The sequence below is a fragment of the Noviherbaspirillum denitrificans genome (assembly GCF_002211445.1).
Taxonomy (GTDB): Bacteria; Pseudomonadota; Gammaproteobacteria; order Burkholderiales; family Burkholderiaceae_D; genus Noviherbaspirillum; species Noviherbaspirillum denitrificans.
On the sequence record NZ_LSTO01000001.1, the window covers coordinates 1,511,932 to 1,528,530 of the forward strand.

Annotated in this window: 20 protein-coding genes; 16 read left to right on the forward strand and 4 right to left on the reverse strand. The window is 62.4% G+C overall.

Annotation, left to right across the window (positions count from 1 at the left end):
• Together AYR66_RS07515 and AYR66_RS07520 are read right to left on the reverse strand one after the other, a co-directional pair.
• The coding region (locus tag AYR66_RS07515; RefSeq protein ID WP_088709675.1) for a DNA repair protein RecN at positions 1–1,197 on the reverse strand (1,197 nt) is incomplete at its 3' end.
• Between the two features lie 33 nt (positions 1,198–1,230).
• A complete protein-coding gene (locus tag AYR66_RS07520) occupies positions 1,231–2,148 on the reverse strand; it encodes an NAD kinase (protein WP_088706990.1) in 918 nt (305 codons plus the stop codon).
• Between the two features lie 65 nt (positions 2,149–2,213).
• Between AYR66_RS07520 and AYR66_RS07525 the strand changes: the two genes are divergently transcribed.
• The gene (locus tag AYR66_RS07525; protein ID WP_088706991.1) at positions 2,214–2,927 is read left to right on the forward strand and encodes an HAD family hydrolase; all 714 of its coding nucleotides are present in this window, start codon (positions 2,214–2,216) and stop codon (positions 2,925–2,927) included.
• Between the two features lie 55 nt (positions 2,928–2,982).
• Entirely contained in the window at positions 2,983–4,005 is a 1,023-nt protein-coding gene (gene hrcA / locus AYR66_RS07530) for a heat-inducible transcriptional repressor HrcA (protein ID WP_088706992.1), read from the forward strand.
• A gap of 1 nt (position 4,006) precedes the next feature.
• Here hrcA and AYR66_RS07535 read toward each other — a convergent pair whose 3' ends face one another.
• Positions 4,007–4,369, reverse strand: a complete 363-nt coding sequence (locus tag AYR66_RS07535; protein WP_088706993.1) for a PilZ domain-containing protein — start codon at positions 4,367–4,369, stop codon at positions 4,007–4,009.
• Between the two features lie 39 nt (positions 4,370–4,408).
• The gene (gene fur, locus AYR66_RS07540) at positions 4,409–4,840 is read right to left on the reverse strand and encodes a ferric iron uptake transcriptional regulator (protein WP_088706994.1); all 432 of its coding nucleotides are present in this window, start codon (positions 4,838–4,840) and stop codon (positions 4,409–4,411) included.
• Positions 4,841–4,917: 77 nt separating this feature from the next.
• Between fur and AYR66_RS07545 the strand changes: the two genes are divergently transcribed.
• From AYR66_RS07545 to AYR66_RS28240, 14 genes are all read left to right on the forward strand, one after another.
• Positions 4,918–5,418, forward strand: a complete 501-nt coding sequence (locus AYR66_RS07545; protein WP_088706995.1) for an outer membrane protein assembly factor BamE — start codon at positions 4,918–4,920, stop codon at positions 5,416–5,418.
• Positions 5,419–5,427: 9 nt separating this feature from the next.
• Positions 5,428–6,234, forward strand: coding sequence for a 4-hydroxy-tetrahydrodipicolinate reductase (gene dapB / locus AYR66_RS07550; protein ID WP_088706996.1), 807 nt, complete (start codon positions 5,428–5,430; stop codon positions 6,232–6,234).
• A gap of 21 nt (positions 6,235–6,255) precedes the next feature.
• Entirely contained in the window at positions 6,256–6,933 is a 678-nt protein-coding gene (locus tag AYR66_RS07555; RefSeq protein ID WP_088706997.1) for an energy transducer TonB, read from the forward strand.
• Positions 6,934–6,948: 15 nt separating this feature from the next.
• Positions 6,949–7,626 carry a MotA/TolQ/ExbB proton channel family protein gene (locus AYR66_RS07560; RefSeq protein WP_088706998.1) on the forward strand — a complete coding sequence of 226 codons (678 nt, stop codon included), beginning with the start codon at positions 6,949–6,951 and terminating at the stop codon, positions 7,624–7,626.
• Between the two features lie 11 nt (positions 7,627–7,637).
• Positions 7,638–8,057: an ExbD/TolR family protein gene (locus AYR66_RS07565; RefSeq protein ID WP_088706999.1), complete on the forward strand. Its 420-nt coding sequence runs from the start codon at positions 7,638–7,640 to the stop codon at positions 8,055–8,057.
• Positions 8,058–8,060: 3 nt separating this feature from the next.
• Positions 8,061–8,387: a barstar family protein gene (locus AYR66_RS07570; RefSeq protein WP_088707000.1), complete on the forward strand. Its 327-nt coding sequence runs from the start codon at positions 8,061–8,063 to the stop codon at positions 8,385–8,387.
• A gap of 96 nt (positions 8,388–8,483) precedes the next feature.
• Entirely contained in the window at positions 8,484–11,132 is a 2,649-nt protein-coding gene (leuS, locus tag AYR66_RS07575) for a leucine--tRNA ligase (RefSeq protein ID WP_088707001.1), read from the forward strand.
• 13 nt (positions 11,133–11,145) lie between these two features.
• Positions 11,146–11,640, forward strand: coding sequence for an LPS-assembly lipoprotein LptE (locus tag AYR66_RS07580; RefSeq protein WP_088707002.1), 495 nt, complete (start codon positions 11,146–11,148; stop codon positions 11,638–11,640).
• Positions 11,641–11,649: 9 nt separating this feature from the next.
• A complete protein-coding gene (gene holA, locus AYR66_RS07585; protein WP_088707003.1) occupies positions 11,650–12,666 on the forward strand; it encodes a DNA polymerase III subunit delta in 1,017 nt (338 codons plus the stop codon).
• Between the two features lie 63 nt (positions 12,667–12,729).
• On the forward strand, positions 12,730–13,995 hold the full coding sequence (locus AYR66_RS07590) for a glutamate-5-semialdehyde dehydrogenase (protein ID WP_170942094.1): 1,266 nt from the start codon (positions 12,730–12,732) through the stop codon (positions 13,993–13,995).
• A gap of 20 nt (positions 13,996–14,015) precedes the next feature.
• Positions 14,016–14,444 (forward strand): CopD family protein, encoded by a 429-nt coding sequence (locus AYR66_RS07595; RefSeq protein ID WP_088707005.1) that lies wholly within the window; start codon positions 14,016–14,018, stop codon positions 14,442–14,444.
• A gap of 19 nt (positions 14,445–14,463) precedes the next feature.
• Complete coding sequence (locus tag AYR66_RS07600; protein WP_088707006.1) at positions 14,464–15,066, forward strand: 2-hydroxychromene-2-carboxylate isomerase; 603 nt, start codon at positions 14,464–14,466, stop codon at positions 15,064–15,066.
• A 51-nt stretch (positions 15,067–15,117) separates the two neighbouring features.
• Entirely contained in the window at positions 15,118–16,320 is a 1,203-nt protein-coding gene (locus tag AYR66_RS07605; protein ID WP_088707007.1) for a THUMP domain-containing class I SAM-dependent RNA methyltransferase, read from the forward strand.
• 88 nt (positions 16,321–16,408) lie between these two features.
• A partial coding sequence (locus AYR66_RS28240; protein ID WP_234814849.1) for an aldehyde dehydrogenase family protein occupies positions 16,409–16,599 on the forward strand: 191 nt, incomplete at its 3' end.

The following is a 16,599-nucleotide window of genomic DNA, read 5'->3' on the forward strand; positions in this document are numbered from 1 at the left end:
TTCGCACGCATTGAGTGCGATGACGAAACGGCCTCCCGACATGCTCAGGTCTTGCATGGCCGTCGTGACCGCCTCGCTCAAGGCCTTGGCTGCTTTGCCACGCGCCTGCGACAGCTTGCCCGCAGCCGCCATGTAGGCCGCCTTGAGTTTTTCCTCCTGCGCGCGCAGGGCTTCGACGTCGCTGGCGTCGGCGAGCTGCTTCAGCTGCGATGATAGGGATTCATATTCCTGCGGCAAGTCCTCGGGGGCTACGCGGAATTTGCGTGCGGTGGAATGGATCGCATCGACGCGCGCCTCCACTTCCTGCAGGCGTTCCGGGTCGAGCTCGACGCGGCCGAGGTAATCGTTCAGCGCGTACACCGCCTCCTGCAGCTGGATGCGCGCAGGCTCGAGGGCGTCAACGACCGGCTTGAGCGCGGCATCCACATCCGAGAGCTTGCCGAGCTTTTGCGTCAGCGCGGTCAGCTGGGAGAGGATCGGGCTGGTGTCGGATTCAGAAATCACGGTCAGCGCTTCCTGCGCGCCTTCGATCAGGCTGGCAGCATGCGCAAGCCGGCTGTGTTCGTTGGTGACCTCGGTCCATTCGCCCGGCTTGACGGCCAGCTTTTCCAGCTCGCCGACCTGCCACTCGAGCCGTTCGCGCTCGAGCAAGACATTCTTTGCATTGGTTTCGAATTCCTCGCGCTGCCGCGCCAGTGCGCGCCATGCCTTGTGGGCGGCGGCAACTGCCTTGGAATCGTCGAGCAGGCCGGCCTGCGTATCAAGCAGCACTCGCTGAGCATCGGCCTTCAAAAGCGACTGGTGCGCATGCTGGCCATGGATGTCGACCAGCATTTCACCAAGCTCGCGCAACTGGGCAGCGGTCGCGGTGATGCCATTGATGAAAGCCCTCGAGCGGCCCGCATTGTCGATGACGCGACGCAAGAGCACCGCGCCTTCGTCATTGCTGAATTCCTGCTCGGCCAGCCAGGCGTCGACTTCGTCGTGCGTACTGAACTCGGCCGTAACGTCTGCCTTGGCCGCGCCTTCGCGCACGACGCTGGCGTCGCCACGGCCGCCGAGGGCCAGTGCGAGGGCGTCGATCAGGATCGACTTGCCGGCGCCGGTCTCGCCGGTGAAGACGGAAAAGCCCGGGGCAAACTCGAGTTCGATCGAATCAACGATCACGAAATCGCGGATGGAAAGAGTGCGCAGCATGTCGGAAATGGTTTTTGAGGCAAAAACAGCCTGCTATTTTAACTTCCCTGCCACGGAGGGATATTCGTTCCAGTGGAGCTTTTCCCTCAAGGTATCGTAGTAGCTCCAGCCTTGCGGATGCAGGAAGGTAATGGTGTGCGCCGAACGGCGGATGAAAATGCGGTCATGATGCTGCAGGCTGGCCAGCCCCTGCATGTCGAAATTGACGCTGATATCGCGCCCGCCCATGATTTCCACCACCACAGTGCAGGTATCCGGCACCACGATCGGGCGGTTGGACAGCGCGTGCGGCGCGATCGGCACCAGCACCATGCCCGATAGGCTCGGGTGCAGCAGCGGGCCGCCGGCGGACAATGCGTAGGCGGTCGACCCGGTCGGCGTGGAAATGATCAAGCCATCGGAGCGCTGGTTGTACATGAAATGACCGTCAACCTCGACCTTCAGTTCGGTCATGCCGGTCGTCGAACCGCGCGCCACGACCACGTCGTTGAAGGCAAGCGCATGGAAAATCGGTTCACCGTCACGCAGGACCGTGCCTTCCAGCAGCGTGCGCTGTTCGGAATCCAGCTTGCCGCCCAGCATGTCGGCAAGGACCTGGACCATGCCCTCCTGCGGAATATCGGTCATGAAGCCGAGCCGGCCCTGGTTGATGCCGATCAGGGGAACGTTGTACGGCGCTAGCTGGCGTGCAATGCCTAGCATGGTGCCGTCACCGCCAACGACGATGGCCACGTCCGCATGGTGGCCGATTTCGGCTGGCGTCATGATCGGCACGCCGGGCAGCGTTACGTTCTGCGCGGTTTCCGCCTCGAGCACAACCTTGAGCCCGGCTCCGGCAAGGAAATCGGCAATGTCGGACAATGACTGTTGAATGCCCGCAGCCATGTACTTGCCGATAATGGCAACAGTCTGGAAGGTGGCGGCGCGGTCGAATGGCTTGAAAGGCAACATGCCAGAGATTAGACCATAATTTCACGGCCTGTTACAGGCATTGAAACGAGTAAGGCAGGACCCATATGTCAAGTATCCGAGCCGTCCTGTTTGACCTGGACGACACATTGTGGCCGATCGTGCCGGTGATCCAACGGGCGGAAAAGTTGCTCTATGCATGGTTGAAATTGCATGCCGCGCCGGTCACGGAGCGTGTCACGATCGAAAGCATGCGCGAGCGGCGGCAACAGTTGATGGCCAGCGACCCGGTATACCAGCGGGACTTGCGGATACTGCGCCGCACCGTGCTGCTCGAGGCTTTTGCCGACGCCGGGCTGGATACGCGTTTGGTGGACGAGGCGATGGAGGTGTTTTCGAAGGCGCGCAACGAAGTGACGCCTTTCGCGGATGTGCTGCCCGCGCTGGAAAACCTGCGCAGCCGTGTGATGCTGGGCTCCGTGTCGAATGGCGTGGCCGACCTGGATGCGATCGGGATTGCGCATTACTTCCAGGCTTCGGTGGCGGCACACCGTATCGGTTGCGCCAAGCCCGACGCGGCGATTTTCCATGCCGCATGCGATGCGCTGGGCGTTGCGCCAGCTGAAACACTGTATGTGGGTGACGATCCGCTGCTGGATGTGGAAGGCGCGCAGAAAGCGGGCCTGCGTGCCGCCTGGATCAACCGGGTGGAAATCGGACAGGACCGGGTACTGCCGTCGCATGTGACGCCGGATGCTGTATTCGGCAATTTGCACCAACTGGAACAATGGCTGAAGGACAATGACCCTTTGACACGTTGACTCATGCGGGCAACAGCGTGTGGCACACGCTCTCCCGGGTGGGTAAAATAACCCTATGCAACTCGATTCCCGCGCACAAACACTGCTCAAGGCCCTGGTCGAACGGTATATCGCCGACGGCCAACCGGTCGGCTCGCGCGCCTTGTCCAGGATTTCAGGCTTGGAACTCTCCCCGGCGACCATTCGCAACATCATGGCCGACCTGGAAGAGCTGGGCTATGTGTGCAGCCCGCACACCTCGGCCGGCCGCATACCGACGCCGCGCGGCTACCGGGTATTCGTCGACAGCCTGCTGACGGTGCAGCCGATCGACGAAACAACCGTGGAATCGAAACTGCAGTCGCGCCTGCATACCGCGTCGCCGCAAAAGATCATTTCCAATGCCGCGCAAATGCTGTCCTCGCTGTCGCAGTTCGCGGGCGTCGTGATGACACCGCGCCATGAATCGGTCTTCCAGCAAATCGAGTTCATGCGGCTGTCCGAAAAACGCATCCTGCTCGTGATCGTCACGCCCAACGGCGACGTGCAGAACCGCCTGCTGCTGACCGATGTCGACTACACGCCAGCCCAACTCGTGCAGGCCGCCAACTACATCAACCAGCACTACGCGGGTCTCGGCTTCGACGAAGTGCGCAACCGGCTGCAGAACGAATTGCGCCAGCTGCGCGACGACATGACGCGCCTGATGCAGGCCGCCGTGGAGGCGGGCAGCGATGCGATGGCCGAAAACGAGGAAGACGTCGTGATTTCCGGCGAGCGCAACCTGCTCAGCGTCACGGATCTAGCGTCCAACATGAATTCGCTGCGCAAGCTGTTCGACCTGTTCGAACAGAAAACCGGACTGATGCAGTTGCTTGATGTGTCGAGCAAGGCGACCGGCGTACAGATTTTCATTGGCGGCGAATCGCAGCTGGTACCCGTCGAGGAAATGAGCATCGTCACCGCGCCGTATGAGGTCAATGGCAAGATCGTTGGCACTCTCGGCGTCATTGGCCCCACGCGCATGGCCTACGAGCGGGTGATTCCAATCGTCGACATCACGGCCAAGCTGCTGTCCAACGCGCTCAGCCACAACTAGCCTAGAGCATCACCTCGGCCAGCAACTTGTTGTTAGCCGCATCCACTTCTGTGAATTGCAAGCCGGTACGGAATCCCTCTGTCCCGGCCAAGATGCTGTAGACGACCTTGCCGACAGCGAAGACGCGCACCATCTTGCCGTTCAGCGGCGCTTCAAAACCGACATTGCAGATCTTGCCCGGGGAAATCTGCTCGGGCACCATCAGGCAGAGACCGCCAAGCGATACGTCAATGGTCTTCGCCCGCATGGCTGACATGCCGGGAAGCGCGATACGCGCCTGCCCGCGCAAGAGCTTGCGTGGATAAATTCTTGTTTCGGAGTTTGCTGTCATCGAGGGAGATACATGGCCCGCGAGCCGGTTCATGCCGGCTGCACGGACGGGAAAGCAGGTTCTTGCCGGCGCTTATCGGGGCCGGTGGGGACAATCGCCCTTGGTGCAGTGGCCGTAGAGAGCCAGCGCATGTTCGGTGATATCGAATCCGCGCTCTTTTGCGATCTTCTGCTGGCGCTTTTCAATCTCTTCGTCGTAAAACTCTTCCACCCTGCCGCAATCGACACAGACCAGATGATCATGGTGCGACCCCGCGTTCAGTTCGAACACGGCCTTGCCGGTCTCGAAATGGTTACGATGCAGCAGGCCGGCTTGCTCGAATTGCGTCAGCACGCGATAAACCGTTGCCAAACCGACATCCATGTTTTCGGCGAGGAGAATCTTGTACACGTCTTCCGCGCTCAGGTGGCGGACATTGCTGGTCTGGAAAATCTCGAGGATCTTGAGCCGCGGCAGCGTCGCCTTCAGGCCGCTGGCTTTCAGATCGTTGGGTGTGTTCGGCATGTTGATGTTCGGTTTCCTGATATCTGCTTTATCATATAGCGTTTTGGCCCGATTGCTCAACGAATTGAGAACCATTTATGCGACTGCCGTCCTTCCGTCCTGACCGTTCAGCCCTCGCGGCGGCACTCTGCCTTGCCGTTGCCGTGCTGCCCGGTTGCGCGAGCAAGAATCCTTTGATCGACGAACCGGCGGCCGCGGCTGCACCGGGGGCGGTGACGACATCGAAACCGGGCGGCGTGGAACGCTTCCTCGCCTTCCTCACGCCCTACCGCATCGATATCCAGCAAGGCAATTTCGTTTCCCGTGAAATGGTCGCCCAGCTCAAGGAAGGCATGCAACGCAGCGAAGGCGTGACCCGTGAACAGGTGCGCTTCGTGCTCGGCACGCCGCTGCTGACCGACATGTTCCACGCCGACCGCTGGGACTACGTTTTCCGCCTGAAGAAGAGCTCCGGCGAAGTCATTGCCAGCCGTGTGACGGTCTTCTTCAAGGACAACCGCCTGGTCAACATCGACGGCGACACGCTGCCCACCGAACAAGAATACCTCGCATTCATCGCCGGCACCGCCGGCAAATAAGAGCCTCACATGAGCCAATTGAACATCGCCGTAGCAGGCGCATCCGGCCGCATGGGCCGCATGCTGATCGAAACCATCCAGAATGCCGACGACGCGAAGCTTGTCGGCGCGCTCGACGTGCCGCAATCGCCGGCGCTCGGTACCGACGCTGCCGCCTTCCTTGGCAAGCCGGCAGGCGTGACGATCGAGTCCGATCTCGCAAAAGCACTGGCCAACGCGGAATTCCTGATCGACTTCACGCGGCCCGAAGGCACGCTCAAGCACCTCGAATACTGTGCCGCGCACGGCATCAAGGTCATCATCGGCACGACCGGCTTTGATGAAGCGGGCAAGGCCGCCATCGCTACGGCGGCTCAAAAGACAGCGGTGGTATTCGCGCCGAACATGAGCGTCGGCGTCAACGTCACGCTCAAGCTGCTCGAAATGGCGGCAAAGAGCTTTTCGCACGGCTACGACATCGAAATCGTCGAGGCGCACCACCGCCACAAGGTCGATGCGCCGTCGGGCACCGCGCTCAAGATGGGCGAAGTCATCGCCTCCGCGCTCGGGCGCAACCTCGATGATGTCGCCGTGTATGCGCGCGAAGGCGTGACCGGCGAGCGTGATCCGTCGTCCATCGGCTTCGCAACCATCCGTGGCGGCGACATCGTCGGCGACCATACCGTGCTGTTCGCGGGCATTGGCGAGCGCATCGAGATCAGCCACAAGTCGTCCAGTCGTTTCAGCTATGCGCAGGGCAGCGTCCGCGCCGCACGCTTCCTCGCCGACAAGAAGACCGGCCTGTACGACATGCAGGATGTGCTCGGCCTGAAATAACAGACAAAGGCGCCGGCCATCATGCCAAGCCCCGCGCCGCTTCCCGCCGCCGCGACCATCCTGCTGCATGCGGGACTGATCGCGGCTGTCGTGGCCGGGCTGATGACTTCCCCCTCGCCCGACAAACCTGCGGAACCGCTGCAAGTACGGATCGTTCCTCCCGAACCTCCGCCCGTTGCAGCGCCACCCACCCCAGTACAGCCCGCTCCACCGCAACCTGCACCGCCTGCGCTGAAGAAGGAGCGCCCTGCTCCTCGGCCGCAAGCCGAGACTCGGCCCGCTCCGCAAGCGAAGTCCACACCTCCCGTCCAGGTTCCCGAAGCCGCATTCGAAGCAAAACCCGGACCCGCTGCCGCACCGCCCGCGACAGTTTCCGCACCGCCGGCACCACCGGCATCGCCTTCCCCCGTGCGCACCAGCGCCTCGGAGGCAAGCTACGCCGCGACGAACCGCACACCGCCCTACCCGCGCATTGCCCTCAGCAACGGCGATGAAGGCACAGTCATCCTGCGCGTACTCGTCACGGCCGAGGGAACAGCAGGCGCCGTGGAGATTGCAAAGACGAGTGGCCACACGCTACTCGACGAATCTGCGCGAAGAACGGTGCTCAGCTGGCGCTTCAAGCCCGCTACCGTCGACGGCAAGCCGGTTGCGGAGTGGTATCAGGTGCCCATTCCGTTTAAACTTCAGAACAATTAATCTTTTTGACACGACATGAACCAGTCTCTCGGATTCGCGCATTACTGGGCCCAGGGCGATGCTGTCTCGCACGCGGTCGCCTATCTGCTTCTGCTGATGTCTGTCGTCAGCTGGTATTACATCTTTTCGAAGGCCTGGAGTTCATGGCGCATCCGCCGCAGCGCCGGCGCCCTGGAAGGATTCTGGAAGGCGCCGACACTGACCGACGCCATCTCGGTCATGCGCAACGCGGATACCGAATATGTCTACGCGCCGCTTGCGATCCAGAGTGCGGAAGCCGCCAACGTGACGGCGCAAGCCGGATCGCTGAATGCGAGCATCGACCCGAGCGAACTGATCACCCGCACGCTGCGCCAGGAAATCAACCGCGTGTCGTCGCGCCTGGAAAACGGTCTCACCCTGCTCGCCTCGGTCGGCTCGACCGCGCCCTTCGTCGGCCTGTTCGGCACCGTGTGGGGCATCTATCACGCGCTGGTTGCGGTTTCCACCAGCGGCACGGTCCAGATCGACAAGGTGGCCGGCCCGGTCGGCGAAGCCCTGATCATGACCGCACTGGGCCTGGTGGTCGCCATTCCGGCGGTACTCGCCTATAACGCCTTCACCCGCGTCAACCGCGTCACGCTGGCCGAGCTGGACGCGTTCGCACACGACCTGCACGCCTTCCTCACCACCGGCGCCCGCGTGGGCAAGTAAGGAGAGTCGCCATGGCCTTTGGCGGATTCAACGACAACAACAAGCAGGCGCCGATGTCGGACATCAATGTCACGCCGATGGTCGACGTGATGCTGGTGCTGCTCGTGATCTTCATCATCACCGCGCCGCTGTTCACGCACGCGATCAAGCTCGACCTGCCGAATGCGCCCGCAGCCGCCTCGCCGCAGAAGCCGGAAACAATCACCCTGTCGATCAACGGCGAAGGCCGCGTCTTCTGGAACAACGACCCGGTCGAGGAAAAAGACCTCGGCCCGCGCCTGGCGCAGGAATCGCAAAAGAATCCGCAGCCGGAACTGCAACTGCGCGCCGACAAGTCGACTCGCTACGAAGTCATCGCACGCGTCATGTCCGCCGCCCAGACCAACGGCATGACCAAGCTGGGTTTCGTCACCGACGCCAAGGAAAAGTAAGCCATGGCTTCCGTGACGCTCGACGGCCGCCGCATCGCCACCTGGAAGGCCTTCCATGACGAATGCAAGGCCGCATTCGGCTTCCCCGATTTCTACGGCCGCAACATGGATGCCTGGATCGACTGCCTGGGCGGCCTGCGCGATGGCGACGGCATGACGAAATTTACTCTCCTGCCGGACGACATGCTGCGCATCGAAGTCCTGCACACCGATTTCCTGCGCCGCGAAGCGCCGGAAATACTCGCGGCGCTGCAGGAATGCGCCGCCGAAGTCAACGAACGCTGCATCGAGCACGGCCAGCGCCCGCCGCTAAGCCTGCTCCTGCACTGATTTCCGCCCCAAATTCCCTCGCCGCCGCGGCGCGAAAGAGCGTGCCGGGACGGTATAATGGTCGGTTCACATCCACTTTCACCAGCCTCATCCGCCATGCAAGAAAAATATCTTCCCGGCGACGTCGAAAAAGCGGCGCACGCACACTGGAATGCGATCGACGCGTACAAGACCGTCGAGCACGCCAAGGACCGCAACGGCAACGAAAAGAAAAAATTCTATGCCTGCTCCATGCTGCCCTACCCGTCCGGGAAGCTGCACATGGGTCACGTCCGCAACTACACCATCAACGACATGCTGTCGCGCTTCCTGCGCATGAACGGCTACAACGTGCTGATGCCGATGGGCTGGGACGCGTTCGGCCTGCCCGCCGAGAACGCCGCGCTGAAGAACGGCGTGCCGCCGGCGAAATGGACGTACGACAACATCGCCTACATGAAGAAGCAGATGCAGGCGATGGGTCTTGCGATCGACTGGTCGCGCGAAGTCGCTACCTGCGATCCGAGCTACTACAAATGGAACCAGTGGCTGTTCCTGAAGATGCTGGAAAAAGGCATCGCCTACCGCAAGACCCAGGTCGTGAACTGGGATCCGGTCGACCAGACCGTGCTGGCAAATGAACAAGTCATCGACGGCCGCGGCTGGCGCACCGGCGCACTGGTCGAGAAGCGCGAGATCCCCGGCTACTACCTGAAGATCACTGACTACGCGGAAGAACTGCTCGACCACGTGGTCAACAAGCTGCCCGGCTGGCCGGAACGCGTACGCATCATGCAGGAAAACTGGATCGGCAAGAGCGAAGGCGTGCGTTTCGCCTTCCCGCACGAAATCCGCGATGCGGAAGGCAAGCTGATCCAGGACGGCAAGCTGTTCGTGTTCACCACACGCGCCGACACCATTATGGGCGTGACCTTCTGCGCGGTGGCGCCGGAACATCCGCTGGCCACGCACGCAGCCGCGTCGAATCCGAAGCTCGCTGCCTTCATCGAAGAATGCAAGCGTGGCGGCACGACCGAAGCCGAACTGGCGCTCAAGGAAAAGGAAGGCCTGCCCACCGGCCTGTTCGTCACCCATCCGCTGACCGGCAAGCAGGTCGAGGTCTGGGTTGGCAACTACGTGCTGATCACTTACGGCGACGGCGCCGTGATGGGCGTGCCGGCGCACGACGAGCGCGATTTCGCATTCGCCAAGAAATACAACCTGCCGATCGAGCAGGTCATCGCGGTCGAAGGCGAAACCTATTCCCTCGATGCCTGGCAGGAATGGTACGGCGACAAGCAGCGCGGCGTGACTGTCAATTCCGGCGCGTATAACGGACTGAGCTACAAGGCCGCGGTCGACAAGATTGCCGCCGATCTCGCTACCAAGGGCGACGGCGAGAAGAAGACCACCTGGCGCCTGCGCGACTGGGGCATTTCCCGCCAGCGCTACTGGGGCACGCCGATCCCGATCATCCACTGCGAAAGCTGCGGCTCGGTGCCGGTTCCGGAAAAGGACCTGCCGGTCGTGCTGCCGCAGGACTGCGTGCCGGACGGCTCAGGCAATCCGCTGAACAAGCGCGAAGACTTCCTGCGCTGCGACTGCCCGCAGTGCGGCAAGCCGGCGCGCCGTGAAACGGACACGATGGATACCTTCGTCGACTCGTCGTGGTACTTCATGCGCTATTGCGATCCGAAGAACGACGAACAGATGGTCGCCGGCGGCGCCAACTACTGGATGCCGATGGACCAGTACATCGGCGGCATCGAACACGCGATCCTGCACCTGCTGTACGCGCGCTTCTGGACCAAAGTCATGCGCGACCTCGGCCTGGTCAAGGTCGACGAGCCCTTCACCAACCTGCTCACGCAGGGCATGGTGCTGAACCACATCTATTCCCGCCGCACGCTCCAGGGCGCGATCGAATACTTCTGGCCGCACGAAGTCGAGAACATCCACGACGACAGCGGCCGCATCGTTGGCGCCAAGCTCAAGAGCGACGGCTCGGCCGTGTCCTATGACGGCGTCGGCACGATGTCGAAGTCGAAGAACAACGGCGTCGACCCGCAAGACCTGATCGACCAGTACGGCGCGGATACTGCCCGCCTGTTCGTGATGTTCGCGTCGCCGCCGGAACAGACGCTGGAGTGGAATGACGCCGGCGTGGAAGGCGCGAACCGCTTCCTGCGCCGCGTCTGGACTTTCGCCCATGCACAGGCCGACCGCGTAAAGGCCGCGCAGGAAATCGATTTCGGCGCCCTGCCCGAGCAGCACAAGGCGCTGCGCCGCGAGATCCACAAGATCCTGCAGCAGGCCGACCACGACTTCCGCCGCCTGCAGTACAACACCGTCGTCTCGGCCTGCATGAAGATGCTGAACACGCTGGAAGGCGCGAAGCTCGACGATTCCGCGCAGACGAATGCCGTGATCGCCGAAAGCCTGTCGGTGTTCCTGCGCGTGCTCTACCCGGTCGCGCCGCACATCACCCATGTGCTGTGGCAGGAACTCGGCCTCAACGTCGCCTTCGGCGACATCCTCGACGCCGCATGGCCGCAGGTCGACCCGGCAGCGCTGGAACAGGCCGAGATCGAGCTCGTGGTGCAGGTCAACGGCAAGCTGCGCGGCAGCGTGAAGGTGCCGAAGGATGCCGACAAGGCCGCCATCGAAGCCGCCGCGCTGGCCAACGAGAACGTGAAGAAGTTCGTCGAAGGCACGCCGAAGAAAGTCATCGTCGTGCCCGGCAAGCTGGTCAACATCGTCGCCTGATTCCGGAGAAGCCATGAAACGCCGCGCGGTCCTCGCCCTGTCCACAGCCCTCCTGCTGGGCGCATGCGGCTTCCAGCTGCGCGGCGCCAACGGCCAGGGCGGCCTGCCGTTCAAGACGGTCTACATCGGCACGGCAGAAACCTCACCGCTGGGTATCGAGCTTCGGCGTTACATCCGCGCGAGCGGCGATACGGCCGTCGTCAACGACAAGAAGCTGGCGCAGGCGACCATCGAAGTGCTCAACGAAGCCCGCGAAAAGGCGACGCTCACGCTGAACACGCAGGGTCGCATCCGCGAGTATTCGCTGTACTACCGCGTGAAGTTCCGCGTTATCGACGAAAAGAGCGCGGAACTGCTGGCGCCGACCGAACTGGTGCTCAAGCGCGACATCAGCTTCAACGAATCGCAGGTCATCGCGAAGGAGAAAGAAGAAGAGATGCTCTACCGCGACATGCAGTCCGACGTGGTGCAGCAGATCCTGCGCCGCATCTCCGCCCTCAAGGCCTAAGGAAACATCATGCAGCTGCGGCTCGACGCCCTCGAAGCCCATCTCGCGAAGTCGCTCGCGCCGCTGTACGTGATTACCAGCGACGAGCACCTGCTCGCGCTGGAGGCGGCGGACAAGATCCGCAAGACGGCGCGCGCGCAGGGCCTGACCGAGCGCGAAGTGCTGGTCGTCGAGCGCAGCTTCAAATGGGGCGAGCTGCTTGCCGCCAACCAGTCGCAGTCGCTGTTCGGCGACCGCAAGCTGATCGAATTGCGCATTCCGACAGGAAAGCCGGGCAAGGACGGCGGCCAGGCGTTGCAGGAATATGCCGGCTCGCTGAATCCCGACAATGTCACGCTGATCACGCTGCCCAAGCTCGACTGGCAGACGCAGAAAAGCGCGTGGGTCGCGGCATTGCAGCAGGCTGCGGTGTATATCGACATCCCGCTGGTGGAGCGCGCGCACCTGCCGTCATGGATCGGAAACCGTTTGGCCGCGCAGAAGCAGAGCGTGGACCGCACGAGTATCGATTTCATTGCCGACCGTGTGGAAGGCAACCTGCTGGCGGCGCACCAGGAAATCCAGAAACTTGCGCTACTGTATCCCGAAGGCAAGCTGGGCTTCGAACAAGTGCAGGATGCGGTGCTGAATGTGGCCCGCTACGACGTGTTCAAGCTGAACGAAGCGATGCTGTCGGGTGACGCCGCGCGCCTTGTGCGCATGATCGAAGGGCTGAAAGGCGAAGGCGAGGCGCTGCCGCTGGTGCTGTGGGCGATGGCGGAAGAAATCCGCACGCTGCTCAAGATCAAGGCCGGCGCCGCGCAAGGCAAGGCGATCGGCATGCTGCTGAAGGAATACCGCATCTGGGGGCCGCGCGAAAAGCTGATGGAACCGGCACTGCGGCGCCTGAAGCTGCCGACGCTGGAGCGCGCGCTGCAGGAAGCTGCGCAGATCGATAAGATGGTGAAAGGATTGCGCGCGAAGGCGTTTGCCGGCGATGCGTGGGATGCGTTGCTGCAGCTGGGATTGAAGGTCGCGCGCGGATAACACCCGCAATGGTGCGCAGGGCGCACCCTACCGAATTTTGCAAAATCGAAGCAGGGTCACATCATGGACATCAAGACTTACATGAACGACGTCGGCCAGTGCGCCCGCAAGGCATCGCGCGCCATGGCCAAGGCGGATACCAGCGCCAAGAACAAGGCGCTGACACTGATCGCCGCCGCCATCCGCCGTGACGCGGACGCGCTGCGTGCAGCGAACCGGAAAGACCTGGACGCGGCCCGCGCCAACGGCCTGGCCGAAGCCATGGTCGACCGCCTGACACTGTCCGACAAGGCGATCGCCACGATGGCCGAAGGCCTGGAGCAGATCGCCTCCCTGCCCGATCCGATTGGCGAAATCTCCAACATGAAATACCGCCCGACGGGCATCCAGGTCGGCCAGATGCGCGTGCCGCTGGGCGTGATCGGCATCATCTACGAAGCCCGCCCGAACGTGACCGTCGACGCTGCCGGCCTGTGCATCAAGAGCGGAAACGCGACCATCCTGCGTGGCGGCTCGGAAGCCATCAACTGCAACCAGGCGCTGGCGCAGCTGGTCAAGGAAGGCTTGTCCGGCGCGGGACTGCCGTCGGACGCAGTGCAGATCGTCGAGACCACCGACCGTGCCGCCGTCGGCGAACTCATCACCATGCCGCAATACGTGGACGTGATCGTTCCGCGCGGCGGCAAGGGCCTGATCGAGCGCCTGATGAAGGAATCCAAGGTGCCGATGATCAAGCACCTGGACGGCATCTGCCACGTCTACATCGACGACAAGGCCGATATCGAAAAGGCGCTAAAGGTGTCCTTCAATGCCAAGTGCCACCGCTACGGCACCTGCAACACCATGGAAACCCTGCTCGTCGCGCGCAGCATCGCGCCGCAGGTACTGCCGAAGCTGGCTGAACTGTACGGCACCAAGGACGTCGAATTGCGTGCAGACGACGAGGCGCGCGCTATCCTGTCCGGCTACCAGCACCTGACGACCGCGACCGAAGAAGACTGGCGCACGGAATACCTTGCAGCGATTCTCGCCGTCAAGATCGTGGCCGACGTGGGCGAGGCGATCGAGCACATCAACACCTATTCCTCGCAACACACCGACGCCATCATCACTGAGGACTACACCCGCGCGATGCGCTTCCTGCGCGAGGTGGATTCGGCTTCCGTGATGGTGAATGCATCGACGCGCTTTGCCGACGGTTTCGAATACGGCCTGGGCGCCGAGATCGGTATTTCGAACGATAAGCTGCATGCGCGCGGCCCGGTCGGACTCGAAGGGCTGACCTCGCTGAAGTACGTGGTGTTCGGCCACGGCGAAGTGCGCGAATAACAACAACACACAGGATTTACATGGGCTTTCTCTGGATCAAGGCACTGCACATCTTCTTCGTCGCCTCGTGGTTCGCGGGGCTGTTCTACCTGCCGCGCATCTACGTCAACCTGGCGATGGAAACCGACAAGGGCGCCACAGCCCGCCTCCTGCTGATGGCGCGCAAGCTGTACCGTTTCATGACCATCCTTGCGGTGCCGGCGCTCGTGCTCGGCCTGTGGATGTGGCTGGGCTACGGCGTCGGCAAGGGTCCGGGCAGCGGCTGGATGCATGCAAAGCTCGCAATCGTCGTATTCCTCGTTTTGTATCACCACGGCTGCGGCGTGCTGCTGCGCAAGTTCGAACAGGGCGCCAACACGCACAGCCACAAGTGGTACCGCTGGTTCAATGAAGCGCCGACGCTCGGCCTGCTGGGCGCCGTCGTGCTGGTCGTCCTGAAACCATTCTGATTCCCATCCGGAGGCAGCCATGAGCAAGGTATGCGAATACTTCTTTACCCCGATCTCGCCGTGGACCTATTTCGGCCACGAGCGCCTGGTCGCGATGGCGAAGAAGCATGGCGTACAGCTCGACGTGAAGCCTTGCGATATCGGCAAGGTGTTCAATGTCTCCGGCGGACTGCCACTGGCGAAGCGCGCCCCGCAGCGCCAGGCCTACCGGCTGATCGAACTGAAACGCTGGAGCGAGTACCTGCAGATGCCGCTCAACCTGCAGCCGAAATTCTTCCCGGTTCCGCCGGATGCGGCGTCCAAGCTAATCATCGCCACCCGCCTTGCGCACGGCACCGACGCGGCACTCGCCCTCGCCGGCGCGCTCATGCGCGCACTATGGGCGGAAGAACGGAATATCAGCGATGCCGACACGCTCATCGCCATCGCGCTCGACTGCGGGCATGACGGCAAGGCGCTGCTGAAATCGTCCGAAACAGCCAGCGTGCAAGGCGAACTGGACCGCTACACCGACGAGGCGATCGCCAAGAACGTGTTCGGCTCACCGTGGTACATCGTCGACGGCGAAGGGTTCTGGGGTCAGGACCGGCTGGACTTCGTCGAGCGCGCATTCACGAAATAGCCCGGCGCCAGCCGCCGGACAAGCAAGCAATTAACGGATAAAGGGTTCCCCATGTCGCATTCCTATTTCTGCCCGTGCCCGCGCGGGCTCGAAGCCGCACTCGCGGAAGAACTGAACGAAATCGCCCAGCAAAGCAAGACGCTCAAGGTGCACAACCAGGTGCCGGGCGGCGTGCACTGCTCCGGTTCGCTGACCGACAGCTACCGCATCAACCTGCACTCGCGCATCGCTTCGCGCGTGCTGATGCGTATCGCGCACAGCAAGTACGTCAACGAAAACGACATCTACGACCTCACGCTCGCGCAGCCATGGGAAGATTGGTTCGGCGTCGAGCACACGATCCGCGTCGATCTCACCGCGATCAAGTCGCCGCTGAAGAGCCTGGAATTCACCACGCTGAAGATCAAGGACGCGGTGTGCGACCGCTTCCGCGACCAGTTCGGCGAGCGTCCGTCGGTCAACACGCGCACGCCCGACATGCGGATCACCGGCTTCCTCGATGCGCATACCTACACCATTTACCTGGATACTTCCGGCGAAGCGCTGTTCAAGCGCGGCTGGCGCCAGGAAACCGGCGACGCACCGCTGCGCGAAAACCTTGCGGCCGGCCTGCTGCGTGTGTCGGGCTGGACCCCGGGCACGGTGCTGTTCGACCCGATGTGCGGTTCCGGCACTATCCTGATCGAGGCGGCGCAAATCCTCGCCGGCATTCCGCCCGGCGCGCGACGCAGTTTCGCCTTTGAAAAATTCCTTGGTTTCAAGGCCGATGAATGGCAGGCGATCAAGGGCAGCTTCCGTCCGAATCCCTTGCCGCGGAAACCGACCCTGTTCGGCAGCGATATTTCCGGCGACATGATCGTCATGACGCGCAACAACCTGCGCAACGCGGGTATCCAGTTCGACGTGCCGCTCAAGCAGATCGAGGCGCAGGAAGTGAAACCGCCGTCCGGAGAACCGGGCATCATTATCACCAACCCGCCCTACGGCGAACGCATCGGCGTGCGCGGCGACCGCTCGCAGGCGCCTGACGAACTGGCGACCGCGTTTTACAGCGCGTTCAGCACGACGCTTAAGCAGCGCTTCCCGGGCTGGAAAGTATTCCTGTTCACCGCCGACCTCAGCCTGCCGAAAATGCTGCGCCTGAAGGAATCGCGCAAGACGCCGTTCTTCAACGGCGCGCTGGAATGCCGGCTGTTCCGCTTCGATATGGTGGCCGGCTTCAACCGCCGCGAGGAAGCGAAGCCGAAGCAGTAAGAACGGTCGTTCGCAAATCCCGGGCGCGCCCCGTCCGGTTGCGCTATGCTTTACGTTTTCCACTTCGCACAAAGACGAGGAGAACGTCATGCCGCAGAACCACGCGTTTCCCGCATTGAACGACGCCGCCCTGCTCCGCAGCCAGGCTTACCTGAACGGCGCATGGGTGGATGCCGCTTCCACCTTTGCCGTGACCAATCCCGCCGACGGGTCGACCGTCGGCACTGTTCCCAACATGGGCGCCGCCGATGCGCGCAAGGCCATCGAGGCGGCGCCGGC

What these genes read in the sequence shown, in the direction of transcription:
- AYR66_RS07520 (WP_088706990.1), bottom strand. Translation starts at nt 2,148, where the DNA reads ATGTTGCCTTTCAAGCCATTCGACCGCGCCGCCACCTTCCAGACTGTT.
- AYR66_RS07525 (WP_088706991.1), top strand. Translation starts at nt 2,214, where the DNA reads ATGTCAAGTATCCGAGCCGTCCTGTTTGACCTGGACGACACATTGTGG.
- hrcA (WP_088706992.1), top strand. Translation starts at nt 2,983, where the DNA reads ATGCAACTCGATTCCCGCGCACAAACACTGCTCAAGGCCCTGGTCGAA.
- AYR66_RS07535 (WP_088706993.1), bottom strand. Translation starts at nt 4,369, where the DNA reads ATGAACCGGCTCGCGGGCCATGTATCTCCCTCGATGACAGCAAACTCC.
- fur (WP_088706994.1), bottom strand. Translation starts at nt 4,840, where the DNA reads ATGCCGAACACACCCAACGATCTGAAAGCCAGCGGCCTGAAGGCGACG.
- AYR66_RS07545 (WP_088706995.1), top strand. Translation starts at nt 4,918, where the DNA reads ATGCGACTGCCGTCCTTCCGTCCTGACCGTTCAGCCCTCGCGGCGGCA.
- dapB (WP_088706996.1), top strand. Translation starts at nt 5,428, where the DNA reads ATGAGCCAATTGAACATCGCCGTAGCAGGCGCATCCGGCCGCATGGGC.
- AYR66_RS07555 (WP_088706997.1), top strand. Translation starts at nt 6,256, where the DNA reads ATGCCAAGCCCCGCGCCGCTTCCCGCCGCCGCGACCATCCTGCTGCAT.
- AYR66_RS07560 (WP_088706998.1), top strand. Translation starts at nt 6,949, where the DNA reads ATGAACCAGTCTCTCGGATTCGCGCATTACTGGGCCCAGGGCGATGCT.
- AYR66_RS07565 (WP_088706999.1), top strand. Translation starts at nt 7,638, where the DNA reads ATGGCCTTTGGCGGATTCAACGACAACAACAAGCAGGCGCCGATGTCG.
- AYR66_RS07570 (WP_088707000.1), top strand. Translation starts at nt 8,061, where the DNA reads ATGGCTTCCGTGACGCTCGACGGCCGCCGCATCGCCACCTGGAAGGCC.
- leuS (WP_088707001.1), top strand. Translation starts at nt 8,484, where the DNA reads ATGCAAGAAAAATATCTTCCCGGCGACGTCGAAAAAGCGGCGCACGCA.
- AYR66_RS07580 (WP_088707002.1), top strand. Translation starts at nt 11,146, where the DNA reads ATGAAACGCCGCGCGGTCCTCGCCCTGTCCACAGCCCTCCTGCTGGGC.
- holA (WP_088707003.1), top strand. Translation starts at nt 11,650, where the DNA reads ATGCAGCTGCGGCTCGACGCCCTCGAAGCCCATCTCGCGAAGTCGCTC.
- AYR66_RS07590 (WP_170942094.1), top strand. Translation starts at nt 12,730, where the DNA reads ATGGACATCAAGACTTACATGAACGACGTCGGCCAGTGCGCCCGCAAG.
- AYR66_RS07595 (WP_088707005.1), top strand. Translation starts at nt 14,016, where the DNA reads ATGGGCTTTCTCTGGATCAAGGCACTGCACATCTTCTTCGTCGCCTCG.
- AYR66_RS07600 (WP_088707006.1), top strand. Translation starts at nt 14,464, where the DNA reads ATGAGCAAGGTATGCGAATACTTCTTTACCCCGATCTCGCCGTGGACC.
- AYR66_RS07605 (WP_088707007.1), top strand. Translation starts at nt 15,118, where the DNA reads ATGTCGCATTCCTATTTCTGCCCGTGCCCGCGCGGGCTCGAAGCCGCA.